General features: G+C 67.9%; 21 protein-coding genes. 10 read left to right on the top strand and 11 right to left on the bottom strand.

Annotated features, from left to right (window positions below):
* Window positions 1-3 precede the first annotated feature (3 nt).
* From LOK44_RS11625 to LOK44_RS11615, 3 genes are all read left to right on the top strand, one after another.
* Window positions 4-1,359 (top strand): alpha/beta hydrolase domain-containing protein, encoded by a 1,356-nt coding sequence (locus LOK44_RS11625; protein ID WP_237570123.1) that lies wholly within the window; start codon window positions 4-6, stop codon window positions 1,357-1,359.
* Window positions 1,360-1,495: 136 nt separating this feature from the next.
* Window positions 1,496-2,752 carry a sensor domain-containing phosphodiesterase gene (locus LOK44_RS11620; RefSeq protein ID WP_237570122.1) on the top strand — a complete coding sequence of 419 codons (1,257 nt, stop codon included), beginning with the start codon at window positions 1,496-1,498 and terminating at the stop codon, window positions 2,750-2,752.
* A 5-nt stretch (window positions 2,753-2,757) separates the two neighbouring features.
* The gene (locus tag LOK44_RS11615) at window positions 2,758-3,378 is read left to right on the top strand and encodes a rhomboid-like protein (RefSeq protein ID WP_237570121.1); all 621 of its coding nucleotides are present in this window, start codon (window positions 2,758-2,760) and stop codon (window positions 3,376-3,378) included.
* On the opposite strand, the gene LOK44_RS11610 is transcribed toward LOK44_RS11615, so the two are convergent.
* Entirely contained in the window at window positions 3,375-4,541 is a 1,167-nt protein-coding gene (locus LOK44_RS11610; RefSeq protein WP_237570120.1) for a zinc-dependent alcohol dehydrogenase, read from the bottom strand. The two genes, LOK44_RS11615 and LOK44_RS11610, sit on opposite strands and share 4 nt — an antisense overlap.
* A gap of 12 nt (window positions 4,542-4,553) precedes the next feature.
* On the bottom strand, window positions 4,554-5,081 hold the full coding sequence (locus LOK44_RS11605; protein ID WP_237570119.1) for an SRPBCC family protein: 528 nt from the start codon (window positions 5,079-5,081) through the stop codon (window positions 4,554-4,556).
* Window positions 5,082-5,232: 151 nt separating this feature from the next.
* Here LOK44_RS11605 and LOK44_RS11600 point away from each other — a divergent pair, with 151 nt between their 5' ends.
* Window positions 5,233-6,375: a sensor domain-containing phosphodiesterase gene (locus LOK44_RS11600; RefSeq protein WP_237570118.1), complete on the top strand. Its 1,143-nt coding sequence runs from the start codon at window positions 5,233-5,235 to the stop codon at window positions 6,373-6,375.
* A 317-nt stretch (window positions 6,376-6,692) separates the two neighbouring features.
* Here LOK44_RS11600 and LOK44_RS11595 read toward each other — a convergent pair whose 3' ends face one another.
* From LOK44_RS11595 to car, 4 genes are all read right to left on the bottom strand, one after another.
* Window positions 6,693-8,477: a thiamine pyrophosphate-requiring protein gene (locus LOK44_RS11595; RefSeq protein ID WP_237570117.1), complete on the bottom strand. Its 1,785-nt coding sequence runs from the start codon at window positions 8,475-8,477 to the stop codon at window positions 6,693-6,695.
* 60 nt (window positions 8,478-8,537) lie between these two features.
* Window positions 8,538-8,858, bottom strand: coding sequence for an ANTAR domain-containing protein (locus LOK44_RS11590; RefSeq protein ID WP_237570116.1), 321 nt, complete (start codon window positions 8,856-8,858; stop codon window positions 8,538-8,540).
* Window positions 8,859-8,911: 53 nt separating this feature from the next.
* Window positions 8,912-10,027, bottom strand: coding sequence for a diguanylate cyclase domain-containing protein (locus LOK44_RS11585; RefSeq protein ID WP_237570115.1), 1,116 nt, complete (start codon window positions 10,025-10,027; stop codon window positions 8,912-8,914).
* Window positions 10,028-10,240: 213 nt separating this feature from the next.
* Entirely contained in the window at window positions 10,241-13,762 is a 3,522-nt protein-coding gene (gene car, locus LOK44_RS11580; protein WP_237570114.1) for a carboxylic acid reductase, read from the bottom strand.
* 336 nt (window positions 13,763-14,098) lie between these two features.
* Between car and LOK44_RS11575 the strand changes: the two genes are divergently transcribed.
* Complete coding sequence (locus LOK44_RS11575) at window positions 14,099-14,761, top strand: chitin-binding protein (protein ID WP_237570113.1); 663 nt, start codon at window positions 14,099-14,101, stop codon at window positions 14,759-14,761.
* 69 nt (window positions 14,762-14,830) lie between these two features.
* Here the strand turns inward: LOK44_RS11575 and LOK44_RS11570 are convergent, their stop codons facing one another.
* The 4 genes from LOK44_RS11570 to LOK44_RS11555 form a co-directional block, all read right to left on the bottom strand.
* Window positions 14,831-15,700 carry an aldo/keto reductase gene (locus LOK44_RS11570; RefSeq protein ID WP_237570112.1) on the bottom strand — a complete coding sequence of 290 codons (870 nt, stop codon included), beginning with the start codon at window positions 15,698-15,700 and terminating at the stop codon, window positions 14,831-14,833.
* Between the two features lie 117 nt (window positions 15,701-15,817).
* Window positions 15,818-17,914: a xanthine dehydrogenase family protein molybdopterin-binding subunit gene (locus tag LOK44_RS11565; RefSeq protein ID WP_237570111.1), complete on the bottom strand. Its 2,097-nt coding sequence runs from the start codon at window positions 17,912-17,914 to the stop codon at window positions 15,818-15,820.
* Complete coding sequence (locus LOK44_RS11560) at window positions 17,911-18,903, bottom strand: FAD binding domain-containing protein (protein ID WP_237570110.1); 993 nt, start codon at window positions 18,901-18,903, stop codon at window positions 17,911-17,913. The genes LOK44_RS11565 and LOK44_RS11560 overlap by 4 nt, the downstream gene beginning before the upstream one ends.
* Window positions 18,900-19,415 (bottom strand): 2Fe-2S iron-sulfur cluster-binding protein, encoded by a 516-nt coding sequence (locus tag LOK44_RS11555; protein ID WP_237570109.1) that lies wholly within the window; start codon window positions 19,413-19,415, stop codon window positions 18,900-18,902. The genes LOK44_RS11560 and LOK44_RS11555 overlap by 4 nt, the downstream gene beginning before the upstream one ends.
* Window positions 19,416-19,827: 412 nt before the next feature.
* On the opposite strand from LOK44_RS11555, the gene LOK44_RS11550 reads away from it, so the two are divergent.
* The 5 genes from LOK44_RS11550 (at window position 19,828) to LOK44_RS30105 (ending at window position 25,214) form a co-directional block, all read left to right on the top strand.
* A complete protein-coding gene (locus tag LOK44_RS11550) occupies window positions 19,828-21,303 on the top strand; it encodes a hypothetical protein (protein WP_237570108.1) in 1,476 nt (491 codons plus the stop codon).
* A 39-nt stretch (window positions 21,304-21,342) separates the two neighbouring features.
* Window positions 21,343-21,648: a hypothetical protein gene (locus LOK44_RS11545; RefSeq protein ID WP_237570107.1), complete on the top strand. Its 306-nt coding sequence runs from the start codon at window positions 21,343-21,345 to the stop codon at window positions 21,646-21,648.
* A complete protein-coding gene (locus LOK44_RS11540; RefSeq protein ID WP_237570106.1) occupies window positions 21,642-21,944 on the top strand; it encodes a hypothetical protein in 303 nt (100 codons plus the stop codon). The genes LOK44_RS11545 and LOK44_RS11540 overlap by 7 nt, the downstream gene beginning before the upstream one ends.
* Before the next feature lie 97 nt (window positions 21,945-22,041).
* Window positions 22,042-23,322 carry a threonine/serine exporter family protein gene (locus LOK44_RS11535; protein WP_237570105.1) on the top strand — a complete coding sequence of 427 codons (1,281 nt, stop codon included), beginning with the start codon at window positions 22,042-22,044 and terminating at the stop codon, window positions 23,320-23,322.
* 41 nt (window positions 23,323-23,363) lie between these two features.
* Window positions 23,364-25,214, top strand: coding sequence for a serine/threonine-protein kinase (locus tag LOK44_RS30105; protein ID WP_237570104.1), 1,851 nt, complete (start codon window positions 23,364-23,366; stop codon window positions 25,212-25,214).
* A 3-nt stretch (window positions 25,215-25,217) separates the two neighbouring features.
* Here LOK44_RS30105 and LOK44_RS11525 read toward each other — a convergent pair whose 3' ends face one another.
* Window positions 25,218-25,691, bottom strand: coding sequence for a hypothetical protein (locus tag LOK44_RS11525; RefSeq protein WP_237570103.1), 474 nt, complete (start codon window positions 25,689-25,691; stop codon window positions 25,218-25,220).
* Window positions 25,692-25,784: the final 93 nt, after the last annotated feature.

Below are 25,784 nucleotides of genomic sequence, written 5' to 3'. Positions count from 1 at the left end.
CGAGTGAGCGACCCGGTCGTCACGCCGGTGCCCGGTGTGCCGAACCTGCTGCTCGGCGCATACGACCTGGGCACGGTCGGCTATCGCGCCGAGGAGTTCTTCGTCTCGGGCGCTGCCGCTTCTGCGGAGATGTCCTCCGACGCCGACTACACCACGCGCATCGTCGCGCTGACGCCCACCGACCCGGCGCGGTTCAGCGGAACGGTGATCGTGGAGTGGCTCAACGTCAGCGGCGGTCTGGATGCGCCCGCGGTGTGGTTCATGGCGCACCGCGAGATCGTCCGCGCGGGTCATGCCTACGTCGCGGTGTCCGCGCAGCGGGTCGGGATCGAGGGCGGCGCCAGCCTCGGCATGGACATGTCGCTCAAGACGCAGAATCCGCAACGGTATTCGGCACTGCGCCATCCCGGCGACGCCTATGCGTACGACGTGTTCAGCCAGGTCGGACGTGTGGTGCGCGACGCCGACGTCCTGGGCGGCGTGACGCCGGAAACCATTCTGGCGGTGGGGGAGTCGCAGTCCGCGCTGTTCCTCACGACGTACGTCAACGTGGTCGACGCGCAGGCCGCGGTCTACGACGGGTTCTTGGTGCACTCCCGGTTCGGCCCGGCAGCGCCGCTGGACGGCAGTTCGATCTTCGACGATGCCGGCGATCAGCAGGCGGTGCCGTTCGTCGACGAGTTGCGAGTGCCGGTGCAGACGGTGATCACCGAGACCGATCTCGTCGGCGGCGTGCGGGCTGGTTATTTCGTTGCGCGACAACCCGACTCGGAATGCCTGCGCGTGTGGGAGATCCCGGGTACCGCGCACGCCGACAACTACACGATCAACGTGGGCTTCATCGATTCCGGCGCCGCGCCGCTGGCTGACCTGGTCGCGGCCTACGCGCCGACGCGGTCGCTGATGGGCCAGCAGTTGCCGTACGCCGTCAACTTCGCGCCGCAGCACCACTACGTGCTGCAGGCCGCGATCGCGCGGCTCGTCGAATGGGTGCGCACCGGCGCCACGCCACCCTGCGCCTCGCCGATCGAGCTGACCGATGCCGCCGAACTCGTCCTCGACGAGAACGGCTTGGCCGCGGGCGGAGTCCGCACGCCGTGGGTCGACGTGCCCGTGGCGCGAACCTCGGGTCTTCCGCCGGGCGGCGGGGCGACGGCCAACGTGATGGCGCTGCTGTTCGGTTCCGGCGAGGTGTTCGACGCCGATACGCTCGCCCGGCTCTACCCGGGCGGCCCCGCTGACTACCTCGGCCGGTTCACCGACGCCCTGGACACGGCGATCGCGGCCGGGTTCCTGCTGGCTGCCGACCGCGAGGAGATCCTCGCCCTCGCCGCCGCGACCTACCCGGGCGGCCGGTAGCACCGCCCTCGGGCACCAAATCGTCACATTCCGCGGCGGGCCGCGCCCGCGATGACCACCTAGTATCGCGAGAGAGCCCGGCGATGTTTGCTGCATCCGCGATTGGGCACACGACGTGCAACCAAGGGGGGGGCTCGTGGCCAGGTTGCAGGCGCAGGCTTCGGTGGCCGTTGGCCGTCTCGACGACGCGGTCGCAGGCGTCGGCATCGTCCCGGCGTACCAGCCGATCGTCGCGCTGCCGGACGGCGTCACGGTCGGTTACGAGGCGCTGGCGCGGTGGCCGTCGCTCGACGACCCCCACCCGCAGGCCGTGTTCGAGCACGCTGCGACCCACGGCGGCCTCGACGGTCTCGACCAGTCGTGCATCGTCGCGGGGATCGACCTCGCACTGCGCAATCACCTGGCGCCCGGCACCATGCTGCTGATCAACTGCGAACCCACCAGCACCTACGTCGGGCCGGCCGACGATCAGGTGTTGGCGTTGGCCCGCGACCGCCTCGTGGTCACGTTCGAGTTCACCGAGCGCAGTCTGCTGGCGCACCCGCAGGCGCTGTTGCGCAAGCTGGCGCAGATCCGCGCCGACGGCTTCTTGATTGCTCTCGACGACGTTGGTGCACACCCGGACTCGCTGGCGATGCTCGACGTCGTCCGTCCCGACATCGTCAAGCTCGATCTCGCTCTGGTGCAGTCGGACCCCTCACGCGACCAAGCCCGGACGCTGTCGGCGGTGCTCGCCCATCACGAACGCACCGGCGCGGTGATCCTCGCCGAGGGCATCGAGAACGACCACCACCTCGAACAGGCGCTGGCGCTTGGCGCCGACCTGGGGCAGGGATACAAGTACGGCCACGCCCGTGCGCTCGACGAGCACGGCGACGCGGCGCCGTGGTCGATGCCATCGGAGCGCAACGTCGTGGCCGTTGACTCCCAGTCGCCGTTCGACCTCGCGTCGCGGTCGCTCGAGCCGCGGACCGCCCGCAAGAAGACGCTGCTGGCGTTCTCGCGGCACATCGAGAGCCAGGCCCGTCACGCCGTCGACCCGCCGATGCTGATGACCGCACTGCAGCGCGCGAAGTATTTCACGCAGGCAACGAAGGCCAAGTATCAGGCAATGGCGGCCGAACTGCCCCTCGTAGCCGTCTTTGGCGAGGACCTGCCCGACGACCTCGGGCACGGAGTGCGCGGCGTGCCCTTGGCTTCCGACGATCCGCTCAGGCTGGAGTGGACGGTGGTCATCCTGGGCCCGCACACGGCGTCGGCACTGATCGCCCGCGAGCGCGACAGCCCCGAAGCCCAGCTGGAAGACGGAGACCGTCGGTTCGACGTGGTGATGACCCACGACCGGTCGCTGGTGACGATGTGCGTGCGGAGCCTGCTGGACCGCATGTGCTGAGGCTGGTGCGCGGCGTTCCGCTCAGTTGGGTGTGGCTGGCGATCCTCTTCGCGACGACGCGGCGTCAACGGTCGGCAGGGCGGCTGGGATCGCGACGTCTGCAGCGCGAGCACTCGACGAACCTGCGCCGGCTTCGGACGGAGCCCGCGCGGGTGCTGGTGTCGAGCCTGTTCTGGCTCGACGATCGCCGGTGGTGGCCGTACGTCCCGGTGTTCGCGACGGTGGTGGGGCCGGCGGAGCGCCGATTGGGCACGGGCCGTTGGCTTCTCGTCGGCTCGGCTGCGCACCTCATCGGCACCTACGTCGGGCAGGGCCACCTGCGGCTGCGCATCCGCACGGGCCGCGCACCGTCGCGGCTGGTCAACGCTCGCGACGTCGGCGTGAGCTACTTCGTGCTCGGGGTGGCAGGCGCGCTGTCGGGCTACCTCCCGCCCGCGTGGCGCGCGCAGACCCAGCTCGTCGTCGCCGGCGCACTCGCCGCCAACGCCGTGGCACGGCCGACCGCCACCGAGGTCGGGCACCTGACGGCCTTCACCGTCGGGCTCGCAGCGAGCACGACGGCACCCGATCGCGAGGGTAAGCCGTATCCGCCCGACGAATGGCCAAGCGCCGCAAGGCGTTCCTAGGGCCGCAAAGCGACCCGGATGCAGCCGTCGGTCTTGTTCTTGAACATGTCGTAGGCGCGGACGCCTTCGGACAGCGGCAGGTCGTGCGTGATGAGCATCGACGGGTCGAGGTCGCCCTGCTGCACGTAGTCGAAGAACTGCGGGATGTAGCGCTGGCCGTGCTGTTGCGCCGACCGCAGGGTGAGGCCCTTGTTCATGATGGCGCCCATCGGAAACTTGTCGGTGAGCCCGAAGACGCCGAGCACCGAGACGACGCCACCCTTGCGGCACGCTAGGATTGCCTCGCGCAGGCTGGCCGCACGGTCGGTCTCGAGGCGCAAGGCCTGCTTGGCGCGGTCGTAGGCGTGCTGCACGCCGGTGCTGTGCGCCTCCATGCCGACGGCTTCGATCACCGAGTCGGGCCCGCGTCCGCCGGTGGCCTCCCGCAGCGCCTCCTGGACGCTGTCGACCTCGGCGTAGTTGATGGTCTCGGCGCCCAATCGCTCTGCCAGCGTGAGCCGTTCGGGCAGTCGGTCGATGACGAGCACTTTGCCCGCCCCGTTGAGCAGCGCGCTGCGGGCGGCCATCAGACCGACGGCGCCCGCACCCCACACCGCGACGGTGTCGTCGGCGGCGATGTTGCAGAAGTCGGCGCCCATGTACCCGGTCGGCACGGCGTCGGACATGAACAGGGCCTGCTCGTCGGTGACGTACTCGGGCACCTCGAAGCAGTTGACGTCCCCGAACGGCACGCGGATGTACTGGGCGTGCGAGCCCGCATACCCGCCGAATTCGTGGGTGTAGCCGTAGATGCCCGCGGTGGGGGAGCCGAGTAGGGGTGCCTGGAGTTCGGCGTTGGGGTTCGTGGTGTCGCACAGCGAGTACAGGTCGCGGTCGCAGTACCAGCACTGGTTGCACGCGATGAACGACGGGACGACGACGCGTGCGCCGACCTTGGTCTTGGTCACGTCGCGGCCCACTTCGATGACCTCGCCCATGAATTCGTGGCCGAAGACGTCGCCCTCACGCATGCCGGGGATGTAACCGTCGATGAAGTGCAGGTCGGATCCGCAGGTGGTGGTGAGCCGCACCTGCACGATCACGTCATTGGGGTTGAGGACCTGCGGGTCGTCGACGGTCTCGTACGCGAGATCGTTGACGCCATTCCAAACGAGCGCTTTCATGTCGTGTCCTTCTCAGCGATCCGACGGGCGGGCGCTGGGGTTGTACTTGATGGTGGGCAGTTCGCCGGTCATGAGCAGCGCTCGCGCCCGGTACAGCGCCTTGAACAGCAGAGGGCCGGTGAGCGCCCCCGGGGCGGCCGCGTTGATGCGACCGATGACCTCGGTGCCGCGGTGCTGAGGGGCGTCGCGGAACTCCAGGACGATGCCCATCTCGGACTCGGGGTTGACGTCGACGAAGCGCAGCCGTTCGCCCTCTTCGGACGAGACGACGCAGTTCCACTCGCCCGCCTTGTCCCCGGACCCGTCGCCCGCGAACTCGAAGCGGAGCCGGTCCGCGCCGGAGGATTCGACGACCGCGATGTCGCCGAAGATCTGGGAGAGGTGGCCGGGGTCCCGGAGGAAGTCCATCACTTGATGACGCGGCCGACCGATGGTGACGGCCTGCACCCGGGACTCCGTGGTGGCGGCGTCGGCGACGCGCTCGGCCACCTTCTCCGCGACGTGCTTCAGCTGCTCTTTGACGTTGTCGACGACGTTCATCGCTTCTCCTCGAATGTCATTGACGTCCGCGTACCCGAGGGCCGATGCGCGAAACGTTGCGCCCAATCCCGTCAAGGGGGTGGTCAATCGCCGAACCTTGGTGTTTGCTGTGAATGCGGAGTGTCGCCGAAGGCCGAGGCAGGGGGTCCGCATGGCCGAACTGAACCCGCGTGCTCCGACGTCGGACGACGTCGGACGACTCGATGCCGCAATCGACGGAATCGGCATCGATCCCGCCTTCCAGCCCATCGTCGCGCTGCCTGATGAGCAGGTCATTGGCTTCGAGGCGCTGGCGCGCTGGCCGGTGCTCGACGATCCGCGGCCGCAGCGGGTGTTCGCGCATGCGACCGACCACGGTGACCTCGATCGGCTCGACCTGACCTGCATCAAGGCGGCCCTGCGCGGTGCACTTCAAGACCACCAGCCGACAGGGACCCTCCTGCTGGTGAACTGCGAGCCGACCAGTGTCTACGTGGGGCCCACGGATCTCTCCGTGTTGGCCCGGGCGCGGGACCACTTCCGGGTGACGTTCGAGTTCACCGAACGCAGTCTGCTGGCGCATCCCCGCGCATTGCTGCGGAAGCTCGCCGACGTTCGCGCCGACGGCTTCTTCATCGCGCTCGACGACGTTGGGGCGCATCCGGATTCGCTCGCGTTGCTCGACGTGATTCTCCCGGACATCGTCAAACTGGATCTGGCTCTGGTGCAGTCGAACCCGTCGCGCGATCAGGCGCGGACGATGTCAGCGGTGTTGGCCCACCACGAGCGCACGGGCGCGGTGATTCTTGCCGAGGGCATCGAGACCGACGACCACCTCGAGCAGGCGCTGGCGTTGGGGGCGACGCTCGGTCAGGGCTTCAAGTTCGGCCAGGCGGCTGCCATCGACGACGCGGCGACGGCGTGGCCGATGCCGTTCGAGCGCAACCGGGTGGACGTGGAGTCGCGGTCACCGTTCGAGGTGGTGTCGGAGACACACCCCGTTCGCACGGCGCGCAAGGACACGCTGGTGGCGTTCTCGCGGCACATCGAGACCCAGGCGTGGCACGCTGCGGACCCGCCCATGCTCATGGCAGCGCTGCAGCGCGGCCGCCACCTCACGCCGGCCACCCACGCCTGCTACGAAGACCTGGCAACCCGGCTGCCGCTGGTGGCCGTCTTCGGCGCGGGCCTGCCGGACGACCCCGGCTCGGGTCTGCGCTACGTACCGCTGTCGTCGTCGGATCCGCTGTGCCGGGAGTGGGCGGTGGTCATGCTCGGTCCGCACACGGCCGCAGCGCTCCTGGCCCGCGAGTAGGAGTCGTCGGACGCCGAGGCGGTGCCCGATCACGAACGTCGCTTCGACCTCGTCATGACCCACGATCGCGCGCTGGTTACGTTGTGCGCACGCAGCCTGCTGGAACGGATGCGCTGAGCACGCGCAGGTCTCAACAGTCACAGCAGTCACTGGACGGACTGCGGCAAGCGACTTGCGAATGTTCCACCTGGCGAGCGAATTGGTCGGGCCGCGAACCCCTTCGAGGCACGCATTCGCTGACCAGGTGGAACAAGTCCCGATCCGTCACGGCCGCCTGCGCAGTGACTGGTGTGACTCGTGAGATCCGGAGCGACCGATCACTCAGCGGCCTGCTGCTCCTCGGCACGCTCCCGCATCGACCCACCGCCGTCCTCCTGCTCGATCGCCTCGTACATGGCCTCGGCCTTGGACTCCGGCATCAACGGCGGAAGCAGCGGCGCGGCTGGATCGGTGATCGCCTCGATGACGAACGGGCGGTCCGCCGCAAAGGCGCGCTGCCAGGCGTCACCTGCCTGCGCGGACTCGGTGATCCGCACGGAACCGAGCCCCAGCATCTCGGCGTAGGCCGCGTAGGGGAGCGCCGGCACCTCCTGGGATGCGGGAAAACGCGGACTGCTCTCCATTTCCCGTTGTTCCCAAGACACTTCAGCCAGATCGCGGTTGTGTAGGACAAGGACGACGAACCGCGGATCGGCCCAAGTCTGGTAGCGGTCGGCCAGCGTGATGAGTTCGGACAGTCCGGCCATCTGCATGGCGCCGTCGCCGATGAGCGCGACGACGGGTCGGTCGGGCGCATCCAGCTTGGCGGCGATGCCATAGGGCAGCGCGCATCCCATCGAGGCCAGGTAGCCGGAGACGTGGGCGGGCACGCCGGGCGGTAGGCGGAGGTGCCGGGCGTACCAGTAAACGGACGACCCCACGTCGATGGCCACGCGCACGTTCTCCGGGAGGTGCTTGGACAGCTCGCGGATCACGAACTCGGGGTTGGCGTTGGCCGACTCCTCGTTGCAGCGCTGGTCGGCGAGCTGATGCCACTCTTCGGTCCAACCGTGCACCTGCTGCTCCCAGCCGCGGTCGGTCTTGCGCTCGAGCAGGGGCAACAGGTCGGAGAGTGCTTGTCGCGCATCGCCACTGACCGCCACCTCGATGCCGTACTTGGCTCCGAGCACGCGCGGCTCGATGTCGATCTGCACCGCGCGGGCCTGGCCCGGCGCCGGGTAGAACTCGGTCCACGGGTCGTTGGAGCCGACGATGAGCAGCGTGTCGCACTCCTCCATGAGGTGAGCGCTCGCAGTGGTGCCGAGGTGCCCCATCACGCCGGTGTGCCAGGGCAGCGTCTCGTCGAGCAGCGGCTTGCCGAGCAGCGACGTGGTGACCCCGGCGCCCGTGGTCTTGACGAGTTCGGCGATATGGTCGGCGCACCCGGCGGCGCCGCGGCCGACCAACAGGGCGATTTTGCTGCCGGCATTGAGCACCTCGGCGGCGTCGCGGATCTGCGACTGGGGCGCAATGATCTGCGGTCGTGCGGATATCGGTGAGGACGGGACGACGCCGTGGGCGTGCTCGTCCTCTTCGGGCATCTCGGCCTTCTGCACGTCGTGGGGAATGATCAGGCACGTCGGGGTCTGGGTGGCGATCGCCGTGCGCATCGCGTTGTCGAGCGCGGTCAGTGCCTGCTCCGGCCCGAACACCGTCTGGACGTACTGGCTGCAAACGTCCTTGAACAACGAATGCAGGTCGACCTCCTGGAGGTAGCCGCTGCCCAGTGCGGTCGACACCACCTGTCCGACGATCGCCACGACGGGCCTGCGGTCGAGCTTGGCGTCGTACAGCCCCGCGAGTAGGTGAATGGCGCCCGGTCCCTGGGTCGCCATGCAGACACCGACCTTGCCGCTGTACTTGGCGTGGCCGCAGGCCGAGAAGGCCGCCAGTTCCTCGTGCCGGGTGGAGACGAACTCCGGTCCGTCAGCGCGCTGGAGTGCGCCGAGGAGCGTGTTGATGCCGTCCCCGGCGTAACCGAAGACCCGTGCCACGTCCCATTGTTGGAGGCGGGCGACGAGGGCGTCCGCGACGAGCTGTGGCTGAGATCCGGTTGAGGTCATGGGTGTGGGCGTACCCGGGTTGCGCATGCCGAACCGCCCGCGGTGACCGCGCCGGACGCGTCAGTTGTGCTCGGGCGCGGCCGTGTCGACGGCGCCACCGACGGCCAGCCGGGAATCGAGCAGCAGCCCCCAGCGTGCGCGGACCACGTCGTGAGCGCTACTGGCGTCGTCGCGATGCGACGCCACGTCGAGCAACGCGGAGGTGATGCTCGACAGCCGATGCCCGGTGTCCCGCGCCGCGGTGACCAGGTCCATGAAGGCGTCCTCGCTGCTGCATCCCCGGAGGCCGATCAAGACGCCTTCGGCCCGGTCCAGGCTGCGTCGACCGGGCGCCGCGGCCTCGCTCGCAGCTGTCGGGCGGTGCGCCCACTGTTCCATCATCTATTGATCTCCGGTTCATGTTTCGGCACGCGACATACCCCGTCGAAGATGGCTCATGCGCTGAACTCATCGCCGTCGTTGGCCGCGGCGAGAACGGCCAGGGGAGGGCACTGCGTCATCCGGACCTCGTTGCCGCCGGCGAGGCGCGCGTTAGAGACCTGCTCAGCGGCCAACGTCAGGAGTTCGTCGATGACGTCGGTGGCGGGCGCGTCGACGAGCGGGTGCAGCGGCGTTGTGACGACGCCGATGCTCGCCGTCAGACGGTAGGGCGCCGTGGCGACGGCGGATCCCAGGCGGTCGGTGAGCGGTGTGGGGTCCGGGGTGGTGAGGACCTCGGCGACGAGGAACTGGGCGTCGTCATTGTGCGCGAGCAGCGTGTCGCGGCGGACGGCCTCGTTGAGGCGGGCTCCGATGGCGACGCGGGCGCGGATGGCGGCACCGGTTTCCGAGATGGCGGCGTGTAGCGAGAAGCCGTCGAGGTCGATGACCATGACGGCGAGGAACCGGTCGTCGCCGCGGTTGCGCGCACCGATGAGGGCGGCGAGGCGCTCGTCGAAGCCGTTGCGGTTCAGCAACCCAGTGACCTGGTCGAGTTGTCCCGCTCGGTCGCTGCGGACGTCGATGAGGCGCAGTGCGACGCTGCCCACGGAGGTGACGAAAGCGGTGAGCATGACGATCAGCAAGGCCCCACAGACCGCCACGACGGGGTCGGTCTGGGCGATCCGAAAGCCGAGCACGGCCAGGGTCGCCGCACCGATCGTCCACGGGATGATCAGCAGTCGGGCGCCGTGAAACAGCACGGTGAACGCCGAGAGCGCCGCAAAGGTAACCGCTCCGAGCAGACCCAGCATCGGCTGCGCCGTAATGATGCAGTCCGTGGCTGCGCATAAGGCACTGATGATGACGAAGGCCAGCGAGACGCCCCGCGCCGGCCAGTGGTGGGTGAGCCACGCGATCGCCATCACGGAGCAGAGCGCTGCGACGGCGATGGCGAGGGGTGGGCCCCACGCGCCGTGCGGTCCGGCGGAACTCGAGATCAGCCCGACTGGGATGACGCCCAGGATCACCGTGGTCACCGCAATGGTCCAGCTCACCGGCCTGCGCAGATCTTGGGCTGCAAGCTGCGCAGTCAGGCGGTAGTAGTGGTCGGGGCCGAGCAGCGCGGTCAACGCGGCACCCGCTTCGAGCCATCGGTCATGTCAGCCATCCCCCCGGATCAGCATCATCTGAGGTTAGGCCCTGGGCGCGTGGCATGCAGCTACACCGCAGTAATGCTCTGGCTGAGCAAATGATCGAACTCTCATGGCCGATCGCCACGCGCGAGACTGCGGCAAGATCGCGAATCCCTTCGAATTGCGATCTCACCGCAGTCTCGGCGGAGTTCAGAGCAGCCCGAGCAGCTCGAGATCGGTCGCGTACTTGACGATCACGGGAGCGGACAGGTGCGGGATGTCCTTGTCCGGACCGATCTTCGCCTCTTGCACGGCGGCGCGGAAGTGGTCCGCAGGCGCGAGTGACCCGTTGATCGGCGTAGCCGGCTGCTGGTAGTTGTGCAGCAGCGGGATCAGCGACGCCTGCCGCTGCTTCTCCGGCAGCGCGCGCAGCGCGGTTTCGAAGCGCTCCAGCCACGCCGTGTACCCGGCGACACGCGTGATCGGGTAGCCCGCCTCGACGAGCCAGTCGACGAAGGTGTCCATGCTGATGCCGTCGTCGTAGGGGTTCATCACGTGGTAGGTCTCGTAGCCATCGGTGACGTTGGCACCCAGGGTGGAGATCGACTCGGTGATGAATTCCACTGGCAGACCGTCGAAGTGGGACCGCTGCCGGCTGCCTCCCGCGTCCAGCTCGTAGAACGAGTTGGGGGCGATGCCCGTCGCGACCAGCGAGAGCATCATGCGGGTGAACATGTCGGGCACGTTCAGCTGTCCGGCATAGGTGGTGTCGGCCATGATCATGTCGCACCGGAACACCGATACCGGCAGGCCTGCGTGGTCGTGCGCCTCGCGGAGCAGGACCTCACCACCCCACTTGCTGTTGCCGTACCCGTTGGCGTAGGTCTCGTCGACCTTGCGGGTGGCGCTCATCTGCCGGACGTCGGTCTCCTCGACGAACTGGCCCGGCGTGATGCCGTCGCCGACGCCGATGGTCGAGACGTACACGAACGGCTTGATGCGGCTGGTCAGCGCGATGCGGATCAGCTCGGCGGTGCCGACGACGTTCGGCCCGAACAGCTGGCTGTAGGGCAGCACGTGGTTGACCAGCGCGGCGGGGTCGACGATCAGGTCGACGGTGTCGGCGAGCCGCTGCCAGTTCTCCTGCGACAGGCCGAGATTGGCCTCGCCCTTGTCCCCGGCCAGGACCTCGAGGTGCTCGGCAGCCAGGTCGCGGTAGTGGGCCAGAAGCGTGGGGTCGCCGCTGTCGAAGGTGGCATCGAGGCGGCGGCTCGCATCCTCATCGGACTTGGCTCTGACGAGCGCGATGACCTTGCCGCCGACGAGGCTCATCCGCTCCAGCCACTCCATCGCCAGGTAGCGCCCGAGGAAGCCGGTCGAACCGGTCAGCAGCACCGTGCGTACTTCGCGAGCCGGACCCGGCAGTGACGGCGCCGCAGCCAGCGTGGCCTCGTCGACGAACTTCTCCAGCGTCAGGTCGCGGGCGTGGACCTCGGTAGCGTCGCGACCGTGCACGGCATCATAGGTCGGCCGCTTCGACCCACCGCCAAGCTGCTGTTCGACGTAGGCGGCGATGGCCGCCAGGTCGCTGGCGGGGCTGACGATGATGCCGACCGGCACGTCGACGCCGAAGATGTCGTGCAGCAGGTTCGCGAACGTCAACGCCGACAACGAGTCTCCGCCGAGTTCGGTGAACTGGACGTCGGGGGAGACGTCGGTGGCCGCTGCGCCGAGCAGTGCGCCTGCGGCTCGGCCAACGGTCTCGAGCACGGGCTGGTCCGCGCCGTGCTGCCGCAGTTCGCGCAGCACATCGGCCTGCCCGTCGACGAGATCGACGTACATCTGCTCGAGTTCGGGGCCGTAGCGCGCCTTGAGTTGTGGGCGAGCCAGCTTGCGAATGCCGGTCAGCAGTCCGTTCTCGAGCGTGAACGGCGTCGTCTCGACCAGGAAGTCGCGCGGGATCTCGAAGGACTGCAGGCCCGCGTCGCGGGCGACGGTCTGCAGGGCCTCGCTCAAGAGCGGCTTAACCGCCTCGGTATCGCCGCCGACGCTTGACAGCGCATCGTCGGTCGGAACGATCACCGCGAGCACGTAGGACCGGGCGCTGTTGCCGTAGACGAAGATCTGCCGGATCGACGGGTGCCCGCCGTAGGCAGCCTCGAGCTTGGATACGGTGACGAACTCGCCCTGGGACAGCTTGAGCACGTTGTTGCGGCGGTCAACGTAGACGAGTTGGTCGGGTCCGATCTCGGCCATCACGTCGCCGGTGTGGTACCAGCCGTCGGCGTCGAAGAGTTCGGCGGTGATCTCGGGCCGCTTGTAGTAGCCGGGGATGAGATCGGTTGACTTGACGTACAACTCGCCGCGCGGGTGGGGCCGGTCGGTGGAGAAGTAGCCGAGTTCGGGGACGTCGACCAGCTTGTAGTCGAGCACCGGCGGTCGGCGCAGTGTGTCGTCGACCAGTACGACGCCGTCCTCGGTCGAGCCGTAGCCGTTGATGAGGTGGACGTCCATGAAGTCCTCGGCCCAGGTGCGCAGCTCGGGAGAGATGGGCGCGGAGCCGGTCATGGCCGAGAACTGCCGTCCGCCAAGCATCTTCACGCGCTGCTCGGCGAGCACTTCCTGCTCGACCTCGTCGCGATCGGCGCCGTCGGCGACGCGCTTGTCGACCTGGCTCTGGATCTCCTGGAACAGCATCTCCCAGATGCGGGGGACCAGGTCGAGCTTGGTGGGCCGCACCAGGGCGAGGTCGTCGAGCAGGGTGGACAGGTCGCTCTTGGCGGCGAAGTACGCGGTGCCGCCGGCGCCGAGCGTCGAGTACAGGATGACGCGGCCCATGACGTGGCTGATCGGCATGAAGTTGAACGTGATCGCAGGCAGCTTGCCCTCGGTGTCCCACTCGGGGGCGAACCAACCGCGCCAGCAGTTGGCCATCAGACGGTCGGTGTACATCGCGCCCTTGGGCGTTCCGGTGCTGCCGGAGGTGTAGATCAGCAGTCGCAGGTCGTCGTCGTTCCCACGCACGAGTTCGGGCCCGGCTCCGTGCCTGGGTCCCGCGGCGATGACGTCGTCGAGTGCCTCGACGGTGACGTCCTTCTTTGCAAGCCGGGTGACGGCGTCCTCGAACGCCTCGCGGTGGTCGTCGATCTGCGGGTGGTAGTCGAAGACGATGAGTCGCTGGGGCGCGTAGGCGGTGAGCGAGAGTTCGACGGCGTCGGCAAGGTGGTCGACGCTGGAGAGGATGGCGACGGGCTCGGTCTCGACCAGGATGGGATGCAGCTGGGAGACGGGGGCGCTGGTCTGCAGCGGGACGGCGACGGCGCCGGAGAGTGAGAGCGCCGCATCGACGACGACGTAGTCGGCGCTGGTGAAGCCGAGTGTGGCGACGCGGTCGCCGGGCGCTACGGGATCGTTGGAGAGGGAGTCGGCCAGTGCCCGGATGCGCGCCCAGGTCTCGCCGTAGGTGATGGTGTCGAAGCGGGGCTGGTACTCGGCGACGGTACGGCCGTCTGCGTCCTGCACGAATTCGACGGCACGCTGGCCGAGGGCGGGGCGGTCGGCGTAGCCGGTCATGACGGTGCGGATGGCGTCGGCGAGCGTCACGCCGGGGCGCTGCAGTGCCTCGGTGATCGCGGGGTCGGGCCTGGCAGCGACCAGTTGGGCGTCGCCAGAGGTCAACCGCTCGAAGCGTTCTTGGCGGCGGGCTTCGCGATCGGTGGCGGGAGTGGCCATGTACGTCTCCTCTGACAAATCGGTATTCAGTTCACGTCGGTGGACACCACGTGGTGCCTATCTACGAAAGTAAGATAGGGAATCTATGTATTCCTGTGAGTCTGCTGGCAGTGCGCGCGCGATCGAGGCGCTACCTGCAGTGATCGAGGTTCGGGGGTCGAAGCGGTGACGTAGTTCACCCCGGGTGTGATCGCGCTCGGCGAACGCGTCGAGGTGCTCCTGCAGGTGACCCACAGCAAGCGCCGGAATATTTCATAGGTCAGCTACGTAGCGTTTAGCGGGTCGGGGTGACTCGGAGCGACCACTCCGGACTAGGGAGACTAGGGAGCAGTAACCATGAATCTCAAGAAAGCCGTTGCAGGCGTTGCCCTCGCAGGCGGAATGGGGCTGGCTTCGATCGCCGGCAGTTCGGGGGTCGCAATAGCGGCACCCGGAGGTGGTGGTGGAGGGTGCCAGCCGCCGTTCTGTGCCGGAGGACCGGGCCCTGGCGGGCCAGGTGGACCGGGTGGACAGCAGGGACCCCGTGGGCCAGGTGGACCTGGCGGCCCTGGTGGCCCAGGTGACTTCCGCGGTCCGGGTGGACCCGGCAACGACCGCGGACCCGGCGGTCCAGGCGGACCCGGCGGGCCCGGCGGCCCGGGTGATTTCCGCGGTCCAGGTGGACCCGGCAACGACCGCGGCCCCGGCGGCGCCGGCGGACCCGGCGAAGGCCGTGGACCCGAGAACACCCGCGGGCCGGATGGTCGCGACTGGGGACCACGACCCCCGAACGCGTTCAGCGGTTGGCGCGACGCCCCGTGGGGCGGCGGGCCCGCACCGTGGGGCTGGGGAGCACCGCCGCGGTTCAACTGGGATCGGCCGCTTCCGCCTCCCGGCGGGTACTGGAACTACGGCCCCATCAACTACTGGGGTTACGACCAGACGCCGATCTGGAACCCGGGCTTCAACGGCTGGGGCTTCTACTTCTTCGGAATCTGGATCCCGATCTTCAGCGTCTGACGAATGAGCAGCCGCCTCGCGACTATGCGAGGCGGCTGCTTCGTTCTGTGGCGTGCGCGGGCTACCGGCTCACGAACCGGAGGTCGCAGCGTCGATGGCGCTGAACTCCTCGTCGCTGAGTTCGATCCCGGCGGCGGCGACGTTCGGTTCGAGGTGGTCGACCCGCGAGGTGCCGGGAATCGGCACGATCACCGGCGAGCGCTTGAGCAGCCAGGCCAGCGCGAGCTGTGACGGGCTGGCGCCGTGGTCGGATGCCAGCGATCCGAGTGGGCCGTCGGTGTTGGCGAGCGGGCCGGCTGCCAAGGGGAACCATGGAATGAACGCGATGCCCTGCTTCTCGGCTTCGTCGAGCAGCGGTTCGGCGGTACGGGTCGTCAGGTTGTAGAGGTTCTGCACCGAGACGATCGGCGCCACCTTATGGGCCGCCGTGAGTTGGTCGACGTCGACCTCGGAGAGTCCGATGTGTCGAATCTTGCCCTCCTGCTGCAACTTCGCGAGTTCGCCGACCTGGTCCTCGAGCGGGAAGTTCGGGTCGATGCGGTGCAGCTGATGCAGGTCGATGCGGTCGACCCCGAGCCGCCGGAGGCTCATTTCGACCTCTTGGCGTAGGTAGCTGGGGTTGCCGAGCGGCACCCAGACGTCCGGCCCGGTGCGCAACAGCCCGGCTTTGGTGGCGATGACGACGTCGTCGGCGTAGGGGTGCAGCGCTTCCCGGATCAGCTCCTCGGCGACGTAGGGGCCGTAGGAGTCGGCGGTGTCGATGAAGTTGACGCCCAGTTCGACGGCGCGGCGCAGGACGCGGATGGATTCATCGTGGTCGTCGGGCGGACCCCAGACGCCCTTGCCGGTGAGCCGCATCGACCCGAAGCCGAGTCGGTTCACGGTGAGGTCGCCGATCGTGATGGTGCCGGCTGCCGCCGCGCTGGTTGCGTCTGTCATGGTGCTCCGTTTCCTCGGGTTCGGTCCACATCGAGCGTGGCACCGGTGTGTGCGGCTGTCCATGCTTGCGGCACGCACGAGTGGAAGGCGAGATGGGCTCCGCCGCGCGATGCTGCGTCAGAACTCACCCAGCAGCGCGTCGCAGTGCACGGGTAGGTCCCGCACCCGGATACCGGTGGCGTGGTGGATCGCGTTGACCACCGCGGCGGCCGAGCCCACGATGCCGATCTCACCGGCGCCGCGCGAACCCATCGGGTTGGCGTGCACGTCGGCGTCGTCGTCGAGCCAGATGGCCTCTAGAGCGGGCACGTCGGCGTGGCTGGCGAAGTGGTAGCTCGCGAGGTCCTGGGTCACGATGTGGCCGAAGCGGTGGTCGCGCACGCTCTCCTCGTGCAGCGCCATGGACAGGCCCATGGTCATGCCGCCGATCAGCTGTGAGCGCAGCGTCGTCGGGTTGATCGCCCGGCCGATGGAGAACACCCCGAGCATGCGGGACACGTGGACTTCGCCGGTGTACCGGTTGACCCGCGCCTCGACGAAGTGCGCGCCGAAGGAGTACATCCCGTACTTCTCGTCGGCGTCGTTCTCCGGTGGTTCGGCCGTGGTCGCGGCGCCCACTGCCGGGTTGTCGCCGTGGTCCTCTCGAAAGCGTTGTACGGCGGCGTGAATGGTGGCACCCCACGAACTCAGCCCCGAGGAACCGCCGGAGACGGACGCCGGTGGTAGGTCGGTGTCGCCGATCTGCAGGTCGACGGCATCGGTCTCGCAGCCGAGCATGTCGGCGGCGATCTGCGTCAGCGCGGTCCAGGTGCCGGTGCCGATGTCGGTGGCGCCGATCTGCACGGCGTAGCGACCGGGCGCGACGCACTCGATGCGGGCGGCGTTGCCGGGCATGACCATCGCGGGATAGACGGCGGACGCGACGCCGGTGCCGACCAGCCACTCGCCGTCGCGCTGAGTGCCCGGCTCGGGATCGCGTCCCTCCCAGCCGAACCGTTCGGCGCCGGTGCGCAGGCACTCGAGGAGGCGGCGATTCGACCACGGGTTGCCGGTTTCGGGGTCGACGTCGGGTTCGTTGCGGACGCGCAGTTCGATCGGGTCGAGGTCGCACGCGACGGCCAACTCGTCCATCGCGACCTCGAGGGCGAACATGCCGGGACATTCGCCGGGTGCGCGCATCCAGAACGGCACGGCGACATCGAGTTCGGCGAGCCGATGCGACGTCTTGCGGGCGTCGGCGTCGTACATCATGCGCGTTGGCGTGGCGGTCTGCTCGGCGTACTCCTTGACGGTGGCGGTCTGCTCGACGACCTCATGGCTGATCGCCGTCAGCCTCCCGTCGGCGCTCGCACCGAGTCGCAGGTGCTGGATCGTCGGGGTGCGGTAGCCGACCATGGCGAACATCTGCTGCCGCGTGAGCGCCAGCTTCACCGGATGGCCGGGAACGCGTTGCGCGGCCATGACGGCGAGGACGTTGTGCGAGTGCGGTGCACCCTTGGAGCCGAATCCGCCGCCGACGTTCTTGGCGACGACGCGAATCTGCTCGGGCTCGAGGCCGAACGTCTGCGCCAGCGTCTTGCGGACGACGTGCACGCCCTGGGTGGAGTCGTACAGCGTCAGCGCCGGCCCGTCGGGGTCCCAGGTGGCGATGGTGGCGTGCGGCTCCATCGGGTTGTTGTGCTCGTGCGGCGTGGTGTAGGTCTGGTCGACGGTGACCGCGGCCGCGGCGAGTGCGGCGTCGACGTCGCCCTCGGAGGTGTCGGTGGGGTAGTCGGGGTTGACCTGCTCGGGTGCGTAGAGGCTGGGGTGGTCGGTGCGCAGCGCGGTGTCGTGGTCGGCCTCGTCGTACGTGACGGTGACGAGAGCGGCCGCCTGGCGGGCGGTTTCGGCGGTGTCGGCGATGACGCCGCCGATGAGCTGGCCGCGGTAGTGCACCTGGTCGTCCTGCAGGACGGTGAGGTCACCGTCGTCGGCGTCCGCCAGGGCCGGCGCATTGAACACGGTCAGGACGGCATGGACACCGTCGAGGGCGTCGGCTGCCGAGGTGTCCATCGCGGTGATGGTGCCCTTGGCGATCGTGGCCTGGACGGGGTGCAGGTACAGCGGGGCGTCGACCTGGTACTCGAACGCGTAGGCCGCGGTGCCGGTGACCTTGGCGGGTCCGTCGAGGCGGGTGAGCTTGCTGCCGATGGCGTGGGGTTCGACGAGGGTCATCGCTGCCGTCCTTCCGCGAGGGTGGTCAGGGTGGCGACGATGGTGCGCTTGGTCAGCTCGACCTTGAACTCGTTGCCCTCCTGCGGTTCGGCCTGCGCCAGTTCGGCGTCGGCGGCCGAGCGGAACGAGGCCTCGGTGGCGGGCTGGCCGATCAGCGCCTGCTCGGCACGCGTTGCGCGCCAGGGCTTGTGGGCCACCCCGCCCAGCGCGATGCGGGCGCCGCTCACGGTGCCGTCGTCGACGACGAGTTCAGCGGCCACGGAGGTGACGGCGAAGGCGTAGGAGGCGCGGTCGCGGACCTTGCGGTAGGTGGATCGCGCGCCGTCGGGTGCCGGTGGGATCTCGACGGCGGTGATGAGCGCACCCCGGGGCAGGTTGGTGTCGACGTCGGGCCGGTCACCTGGTAGGCGGTGAAAGTCGGTGAGCGGCATGCGGTGTTCGCCATCCGCGTCGACGTAGACGACGTCGGCGTCGAGCACGGCCATCGCGACGGCCATGTCCGAGGGGTGGGCGGCGATGCACTGTTCGGAGGCGCCGAGGATGGCGTGGTAGCGGGTGTAGCCGCCGATGGCCGAGCAGCCGGCGCCGGGGGTGCGCTTGTTGCAAGGAGTGGTGAGGTCCTGGAAGTAGACGCAGCGGGTGCGTTGCAGGAGGTTGCCTGCGGTGGTGGCGAGGTTGCGTAGTTGACCGGAGGCGGCGGAGAGCAGCGCGCGGGCGAGCACGGGGTAGTGGCTGCGGACGAGTGGGTGGGCGGCGAGGTCGCTGTTGCGGACGTCGGCGCCGATGAGCAGGGTGCCGTCGGGCAGGCGTTCGACGTCGGTGAGGGGGAGGTGACCGACGTCGACGACGAGGCCGGGCTCGGCGATGCCGAGCTTCATGTGGTCGACGAGATTGGTGCCGCCGGCGAGGAAGACGGCGTCGGTGCGGTCGGCGACGGCGGTGACGGCGTCTTGCACGCTGGTGGCGCGGTGGTACTCGAAGGGGATCATCGGGCGGCCTGCTGGATCGCGTCGACGATGTTCGGGTAGGCGGCGCAGCGACAGAGGTTGCCGCTCATGCGTTCTCGGATCTCGGCGTCGGTGAGTTCGGGGCTGTCCTCGAGGTCGTCGCTGACGTGGCTGGGTGAGCCGGACTTGACCTCGTCGAGCATGCCGACCGCGGAGCAGATCTGGCCGGGGGTGCAGTAGCCGCACTGGAAGCCGTCGTGGTCGAGGAAGGCCTGGGCGACGGGGTGCAGGTTGTCGGGCTCGCCGAGGCCGGCGGCCGTGACGATCTCGGCGCCGTCGTGGGCGACCGCGAAGCCGAGGCAGGTAGTGGCGCGCCGGCCGTCGAGCAGCACGGTGCACGACCCGCACTGGCCGTGGTCGCACCCCTTCTTCGGGGCGGTGACGCCGAGGTGCTCGCGCAGCAGGTCGAGGAGGGTGATGCGGTTGTCGATGTGGACGGTGTGGTCGGTGCCGTCAACGCGCAGCGTGACGTCGGTGAAGTGGGCTGACTCCATGGGTGCGGCTTACCCCAGGGTGAGGTGGTGAAACCGGGGGCGAGGTGACACTGAAGTTGGGCCTCGGCGACCGCCTCAAATCGGTGTGCGTGACCATGCGGGCCCTACGGCAGAATGCATAAGGAGTGCGGAGGAGTGGCGACGTGCCGTTGTCGGTTGATACGGGTGGCTTGAGGCAGGGTGCTGGGACGAGCGCTGCCATCGCCACTAATCTCAGGGTGCACGACAACACCGTCTCGGGTGCTGGCAGTCAGCCAAGCCATGCTGGGGTAACGGCGCTCAATGCCGCCATTAGTAGCGTGCGCACACGTCAGGCGCATCGTGTCGAATATTCGGCATCCAAGATGCAGGCCGGCGCCGAAGCATATGACTCCTCTGACGAGCAGGCGAGCGGACGGCTCGCAGGTTCGCTGTGAGTGCGGCGGCGTCGCCGCTTCCGACCAAGTCTCAGCTCGAGCGGTGGCAGACCAGCCACCTTGTCGAAGCCGCGGCGCTGTGGCGTCAGTCTGCTGCCCGATCCGACGAACTTTTCGAGCAGCACCGCTTAACCGTCGCCTCGCCTGGTGGTACTGAGTGGACAGGAGACGCCAAAGACGCGGCGTTGAGACAAGCTGTTGCAGACATGGTTGTGGTCAGTCGGCAAGGGTCTGTCGAGCGTGACGCAGCCAAAATCGCGGACTCGGGCGCACATGACATCCGTTCGGCGCAGCAGGCTGTTACGGACGCGATCGCCGACGCCGAGGCGGACGGCTTTGACGTCGGCGAGGACCTAGCTGTGACTGATAGCGGCACATTCGATTCGGATACCGCTGCGGCCCGGGGTGCGGCCGCTGCTGAGCATGCCGAGTACATCCGGTGGCATGCGGAGCAGCTCGTTCAGACTGACACATTGGTCGGTAGGCAGCTCTCGGAAAAAGCTGCCGAACTTGAAGGCATTCGATTCGACGGAGAGGACGAGGGGCGCGTCGCCGACGGCGTCATCAAGGCGGTCGACTTCAAACAGGGGCCGCCCGGGCAAGTCGAGTCCGAGGCCGATCGACGCCAGAATGAGAAGGATGCCTTCAAAGAGGTATTCGGGCGTGAACCGGTTTCAGCAGCAGATTGGACGACCGCGGCGGCGCTCGATCCGAACAGCTACGACCCCAATACGCTGGGCCTTGGCCCAGAGATCAAGGTTGTGCGGATCGAACCCGTGCCGGGGCAAGGGGTAGTGCGCGCATCGCAATGGATTGAGCAGCGGGACGTCATCAGCGGGCCTTTCAAGCGCGATTTTGGTAACACGCGGGTGGCCGACCCAAACTTCGACCCTGCGGATACCAAGGTCACCACCTATATCGATTACGAAAATGGATTGCTCGTCATGCGGCAGAATCCGTCGATCGAGTTGAACGAGTCCGGGGGTCCTGGCCAGGTGAAGGTCGGTATCCCAGACGCCGTCGTACAACAGAGCAGCGATGGTGCGGTGCGCATCAAGTACGAGGCAGGCAATCCCTTCGCGCCCGGGATCGCGCAGGATCCGCCGTGGCCGCTCGATAAGAACCCGTGGACGGTCAACGGTGATCTCGTGTTCACTCCTAACGCGGACGGTGTCCGCGTCGACGGCACCCGGACCAATTACCCTTCAATGGAGGTTTACCAAGATCTGCCCGATGGTTCCACGCGGACCGTACTAATCGATCCGGCAGTGGCCGGTAACTCGACAGGCCCGATGGTCAACCTGCCAGAGCACCATGACGTCGGCATGGGTGGACGTGCCTTTGAACCGTTCGACACTGGAGCTTGGAATCCAAAGTACGATGTTCAGGTCCCTCTACCGGCTGCGGAGGCTGGGCCGGTAGACAGCCCGCCGGCAGTACCGCAAGCGCCTCGCCAAGGCACCCAGGTCTGACTAGAGAGTCGGGTAGCTACTCGGATGACATCTTCGCGGATGCGTGATTCGGATGCTTCGCTGTGGTCAGCGGCCACATGGGCGGCGCCCTTCGTCGTTCAGATTGTCGTGGGTATGGCTATCGCCTTTTCTTGGCTTGCCGGTAGGTACGTCCCTGAGGTGCATGGCTTCGCTCAATACCTCAGCGGTGCGGCCGCCACCCTCGTGCTTGCGGCTGCAGTGGGCGGCTTGTTGCTCGTGTCGACATCGTCACGAGGGCGCGGTATTGCCATCAGCATTTTCGGATCGCTTGCCGTCACCCTCATCGGCGGCCTCCTCTACGGATTTTGGGTCATCGGATGGTGACTGCGAGCGATGTGACTTCGACGAAGCGGCATGGCCCGTACGGGTTTTCGGCTGCGATGGTCAACATTCTTCTCATCGAATTCACTACCCTGGCGCTCCTGCCGTGGGTGTACCTCACCGTGTTCGTGGTTCCACTTCTGCTGTTGGACGTCGCCGTCTCGGTATATCTCAGAGGTCGTCCGGGCACGCTCGGAGAGATCGGCCGCGGAATGCTGATCGGCTGCATCGCCGGGCCGGCCGCTTTGGCCTTCTTCATCCCGCTGTACTTCCTCGCCGCGGCGACCGGCCTGATCTGAGTCTCGGCTGGGCGGCGTCATCAAATGTTGACGCCATCCAGCCGACAAGCGCCGTTCGGCTGCCCGTCCGCAAGCCGCGCACGACACAATCACCGGTATGACCGATGACGCACGCCGCGGCTTCCTGCGGTCGATCCGCAAGGAGGTGCCGCAGGCGCTGACGGGTGGGCCGGTCGACGGGCACGCCGAGGTCGCCGCGATGCTGCGGGAATTGGGCATCGCGCTGATCGAGTGCGAGCAGCCCACGCACCTGGTCGAGGCGCGGCTGTTGGCGATTGCGAAGAACTACACCGACGAGACCGTCCGCGTCGTCGTGTTCCCAACCGCGCTGGTGGTGCAGGTCGGCACTGTGGCCTATGAGGTCTCAACGGTCGTGAAGCCGACGACGCAGCTGGATCTCGCCGGCCGCGTCGACGCGATCGCCGAACTCGCCGAGGTCGGGGCCATCACCGCCGCCGACGCTGCGCGTGAGGCTGCCGAAGCCCGGACCATGCCGCCACGGTTCGGGCCGGTCGTCACGGTCATCGGCTACACGATCACGACGCTGGGGTTTGGCATGGTGATCAACCCGACGTGGGCGTCGCTGTGGGGGTACGTGTTCCTCGGGGCGGTGGTCGGCGCGATCGTCATGCTGGGCCGGCCCTTCCCGACGCTCGGCGCGGTGTTGCCGACCCTGGCCGCGGCAGTGGTCACGCTCCTGGCGACGTGGTTCGTCGCCGATGCTGCGAATGACGGGTTGCTGGCGGTGATCAGTCCGCCGCTGGTGGCCATGCTGCCGGGACTAGCGCTGACGATCGGCGCGATGGAGTTGGCCAGCTCGCAGATGATCAGCGGTGCGACCCGGCTGATCTACGGCGTGACCCAGCTGGCCTTGCTGGTCTTCGGCGTCGGCCTGGGCATCCATCTCGGCGACGACCTGGAGCCGCAGCAGCCGTCGGCGCAGATGGGCAGCTGGTCGCTGTACCTCGCCATCCTGGTCATCGCGGTCGGGCTGTACGTCTACCTGTCGGCGCCGAAGGGCTCGTTCGTGTGGCTGATCCTGGCCGTCGGGGTGGCGCTGATCGGCCAAAAGGTGGGTGGGCTGTTCCTGTCGCCAACGCACTCGGGGGCCGTCGGGGCGTTCCTGATGGTGCCGTTCTCGATGCTGGCGGCGCGGATCAAGACGTCGCCACCAGCGATCGTGATGATGCTGTCAGCGTTCTGGGCGCTGGTGCCCGGAGCGCTCAGCTTCGAGACGCTCGGCGAGGCCGTGGCGGGCGAGGGCGACGTGATGACGTTGGGCACGACCGCCGCGGCGATCTTCTCGATTGCGCTCGGCACGCTGATCGGGTGGAGTGTGTTCGCGACGATCAACGCGAGGTTGCCGCGCTGGCGATGAAAACGGTGCCGATGTCGTAGTTGCTGAGTACCGTTTGCTTCATGCCGTTAGGGGACGGCGCGAGGTTTGCGGGCTACACGATCGAGCGGCAGCTTGGCGCAGGGGGAATGGGCGAGGTCTACCTCGCCCATCACCCGAGGCTGCCCCGACACGACGCGATCAAGGTTCTCAAGACCGGCATCTCGTCCGACCCGGACTACATCGAGCGCTTCAACCGGGAAGCCGATCTGGCGTCGAAACTGTGGCACCCGCACATCGTCGGGATCCTCGACCGCGGCAAGTACCGCGGGCGGCTATGGATTTCGATGGACTTCGTCGACGGCACCGACGTCAGTCGCCTGCTGCAGGGCCACCCCGATGGGATGCCGGTCGACGAAGCGCTCGAGATCGTCAGGGCAGTGGCGTCGGCGTTGGACTACTCACACTCGAAGGGCCTACTGCACCGCGACGTCAAGCCCGCCAACATCCTGGTCGCCGACGTAGAGCACGGCGAGCGCCGAATCCTGCTCGGCGACTTCGGCGTTGCGCGCGACCTGTCGGACAGCACCTCGGGCGGGCTGACGGCGACGAACATGACCGTCGGCACCGCCGCCTACGCCGCGCCCGAGCAGCTGATGGGCCTGGCGCTCGACGGTACGGCCGATCAGTACTCGCTGGCGGCGACCGCCTATCACCTGCTGACTGGCAAGCAGCTGTTCCAGGAGTCGAACCCGGCTGTCGTCATCGGCAAGCACCTCAACGCCGAGCCGCCGTCGTTGGGTCGATCCGAACTCGCCGGGATGGACGCGGTGCTGTCCCGAGCGCTCGCCAAGGAACCCAAGGATCGATTCGCGACATGCGCTGAGTTCGTGGACGCGTTGGAAGCGTCCCTCGAAGCCCCCGACGAGTCGGCGACGACGCCGACCATCCACACCGCCGACACGATGCAGGCGCCGGTGGCGGCACCCGTCGTCCGTGAACCGGAGCCGCCGGCGCGACGTAGCCGCGGTCGGTTGGTCGCCATCGCGACGGGGGCGGCTGCGGTCGTTATTGCAATAGCTGTGGTGGCCTACCTCGCGCTGCAGCCCGCCGAGGCGCCGCCGTCCGGTGAGCCGTTCACGCTCGCGGGCACGTTGAAGGTGGTTGGCAACAACGTCAAGACCGTCGGGCTGCCCGCCGGCTACAAGTGCGCTGGCGCCAAGGAGTTCGGCGACATCGCGCCGGACGCGCCGATCACGATCGAGGACGAGTCGGGCACGCTGCTGGCCAAGGGAGCCTTCGAAGGCAGCACCAGCGGTCCCGACGGCTGTCGCATGGAGTTCCAGGTCGGTGACGTGCCGTCGGGCGCGCGGTTCTATCGCGTGCAGGTCGGCGAGGGCCACGAGCGGAACTTCACGGAGTCCGAGGCCAAGTCCGGCGTTGAGTTCCTGATGGGGACGGTCGACGATCCCACCACCACGCGGCCGAAGCCGGCACCGACGCCAACACCGACGCGCACGGTCACCGTCGCGCCCACCCCGGACATGGAGAAGGTCAGTCTGACGCGGCTGCAAAACATCGCCGACGGTGACCGCTCCGACGTGGCGGTATACCTCGCCGATCGCTGGATTCCGCAGATCAGCTCGAAGCGGGTGGGGCTCGTAGCGAAGGGCATCACCTGGGACAACCGGGCGATCCTCGACGAACACCTGCGGCTGCGCAGCATCTTTCCGGACGTGAAGCTGCTGTGGTCGGGTGATTGGTCGACGTACGACGGTCCCAATTTCTGGGTCACGGTCGTGGGTCTGCAGTCCTACAACCCGTACGACGTGCTCGACTGGTGCACGGAGCAGGGCTTCGACCGGGACAACTGCATCGCGAAGCTCGTCAGCACGACGCATCCGATCGAGGGCAGCACGAAGCTGAACCCCTGACGGTCAGGCGGGCGTTAGCCGGATCGCCGCGATCTTCAGCCGCTTGGTCGCCTCCAGGAACTCCTCGACCGACGGAACGGTGTCAGTGCCGAACTTGAGGCCCATCGAGCGCTGCGCCTTCTTCGCCCCATAGCCCTTAGCAAGGCGGTGCACAATGTCGGCGACGGCTCCGGGTTCCTTGATGAGCAGGCCGTGCATCGAGGTCTTCTTGCCGGCGTGCAGGACGGTGGCGGGCGCCCCGTCGGTGAAGTTGTGCTTCCAGCCGGCCGCGAGGATGACGTAGAGGTCGCCGTCGAGGTGGTGCGCGCTGACGGGCACGGAGAAGTGCCGACCCGACTTGCGACCGGTGAACTCGACGACCACGAAGTCCTTGAGCGACGAACCAAGCCCGGGAACGCGCAGAGCGAACCGCAGGGCGGGGTTGACGGCGCTCAGCAGCGCCTGCGGCGGATGAGACATCTCGATGGTGGTGACCATGTGGTCACAGTAGGCGCGGCGTGCGGTCCGGAAAGCGGTTCGGACGACGAAAGCGCAGGTGAGGCCGTCAGCCGATTGATCAAGGTGGAACGT

This window comes from Mycolicibacterium lacusdiani, assembly GCF_021916785.1.
Taxonomy (GTDB): Bacteria; Actinomycetota; Actinomycetes; order Mycobacteriales; family Mycobacteriaceae; genus Mycobacterium; species Mycobacterium lacusdiani.
This window is presented reverse-complemented; position numbering and strand designations above follow the sequence as displayed.

Excerpts from the sequence above, each read along its gene's own strand:
- LOK44_RS11540 (WP_237570106.1), top strand. The coding sequence starts at position 21,642 with ATGGTGACTGCGAGCGATGTGACTTCGACGAAGCGGCATGGCCCGTAC.
- LOK44_RS11565 (WP_237570111.1), bottom strand. The coding sequence starts at position 17,914 with ATGACCCTCGTCGAACCCCACGCCATCGGCAGCAAGCTCACCCGCCTC.
- LOK44_RS11575 (WP_237570113.1), top strand. The coding sequence starts at position 14,099 with ATGAATCTCAAGAAAGCCGTTGCAGGCGTTGCCCTCGCAGGCGGAATG.
- LOK44_RS11610 (WP_237570120.1), bottom strand. The coding sequence starts at position 4,541 with ATGAAAGCGCTCGTTTGGAATGGCGTCAACGATCTCGCGTACGAGACC.
- car (WP_237570114.1), bottom strand. The coding sequence starts at position 13,762 with ATGGCCACTCCCGCCACCGATCGCGAAGCCCGCCGCCAAGAACGCTTC.
- LOK44_RS30105 (WP_237570104.1), top strand. The coding sequence starts at position 23,364 with ATGCCGTTAGGGGACGGCGCGAGGTTTGCGGGCTACACGATCGAGCGG.
- LOK44_RS11600 (WP_237570118.1), top strand. The coding sequence starts at position 5,233 with ATGGCCGAACTGAACCCGCGTGCTCCGACGTCGGACGACGTCGGACGA.
- LOK44_RS11535 (WP_237570105.1), top strand. The coding sequence starts at position 22,042 with ATGACCGATGACGCACGCCGCGGCTTCCTGCGGTCGATCCGCAAGGAG.
- LOK44_RS11605 (WP_237570119.1), bottom strand. The coding sequence starts at position 5,081 with ATGAACGTCGTCGACAACGTCAAAGAGCAGCTGAAGCACGTCGCGGAG.
- LOK44_RS11555 (WP_237570109.1), bottom strand. The coding sequence starts at position 19,415 with ATGGAGTCAGCCCACTTCACCGACGTCACGCTGCGCGTTGACGGCACC.
- LOK44_RS11545 (WP_237570107.1), top strand. The coding sequence starts at position 21,343 with ATGCGTGATTCGGATGCTTCGCTGTGGTCAGCGGCCACATGGGCGGCG.
- LOK44_RS11595 (WP_237570117.1), bottom strand. The coding sequence starts at position 8,477 with ATGACCTCAACCGGATCTCAGCCACAGCTCGTCGCGGACGCCCTCGTC.
- LOK44_RS11570 (WP_237570112.1), bottom strand. The coding sequence starts at position 15,700 with ATGACAGACGCAACCAGCGCGGCGGCAGCCGGCACCATCACGATCGGC.
- LOK44_RS11560 (WP_237570110.1), bottom strand. The coding sequence starts at position 18,903 with ATGATCCCCTTCGAGTACCACCGCGCCACCAGCGTGCAAGACGCCGTC.
- LOK44_RS11525 (WP_237570103.1), bottom strand. The coding sequence starts at position 25,691 with ATGGTCACCACCATCGAGATGTCTCATCCGCCGCAGGCGCTGCTGAGC.
- LOK44_RS11590 (WP_237570116.1), bottom strand. The coding sequence starts at position 8,858 with ATGATGGAACAGTGGGCGCACCGCCCGACAGCTGCGAGCGAGGCCGCG.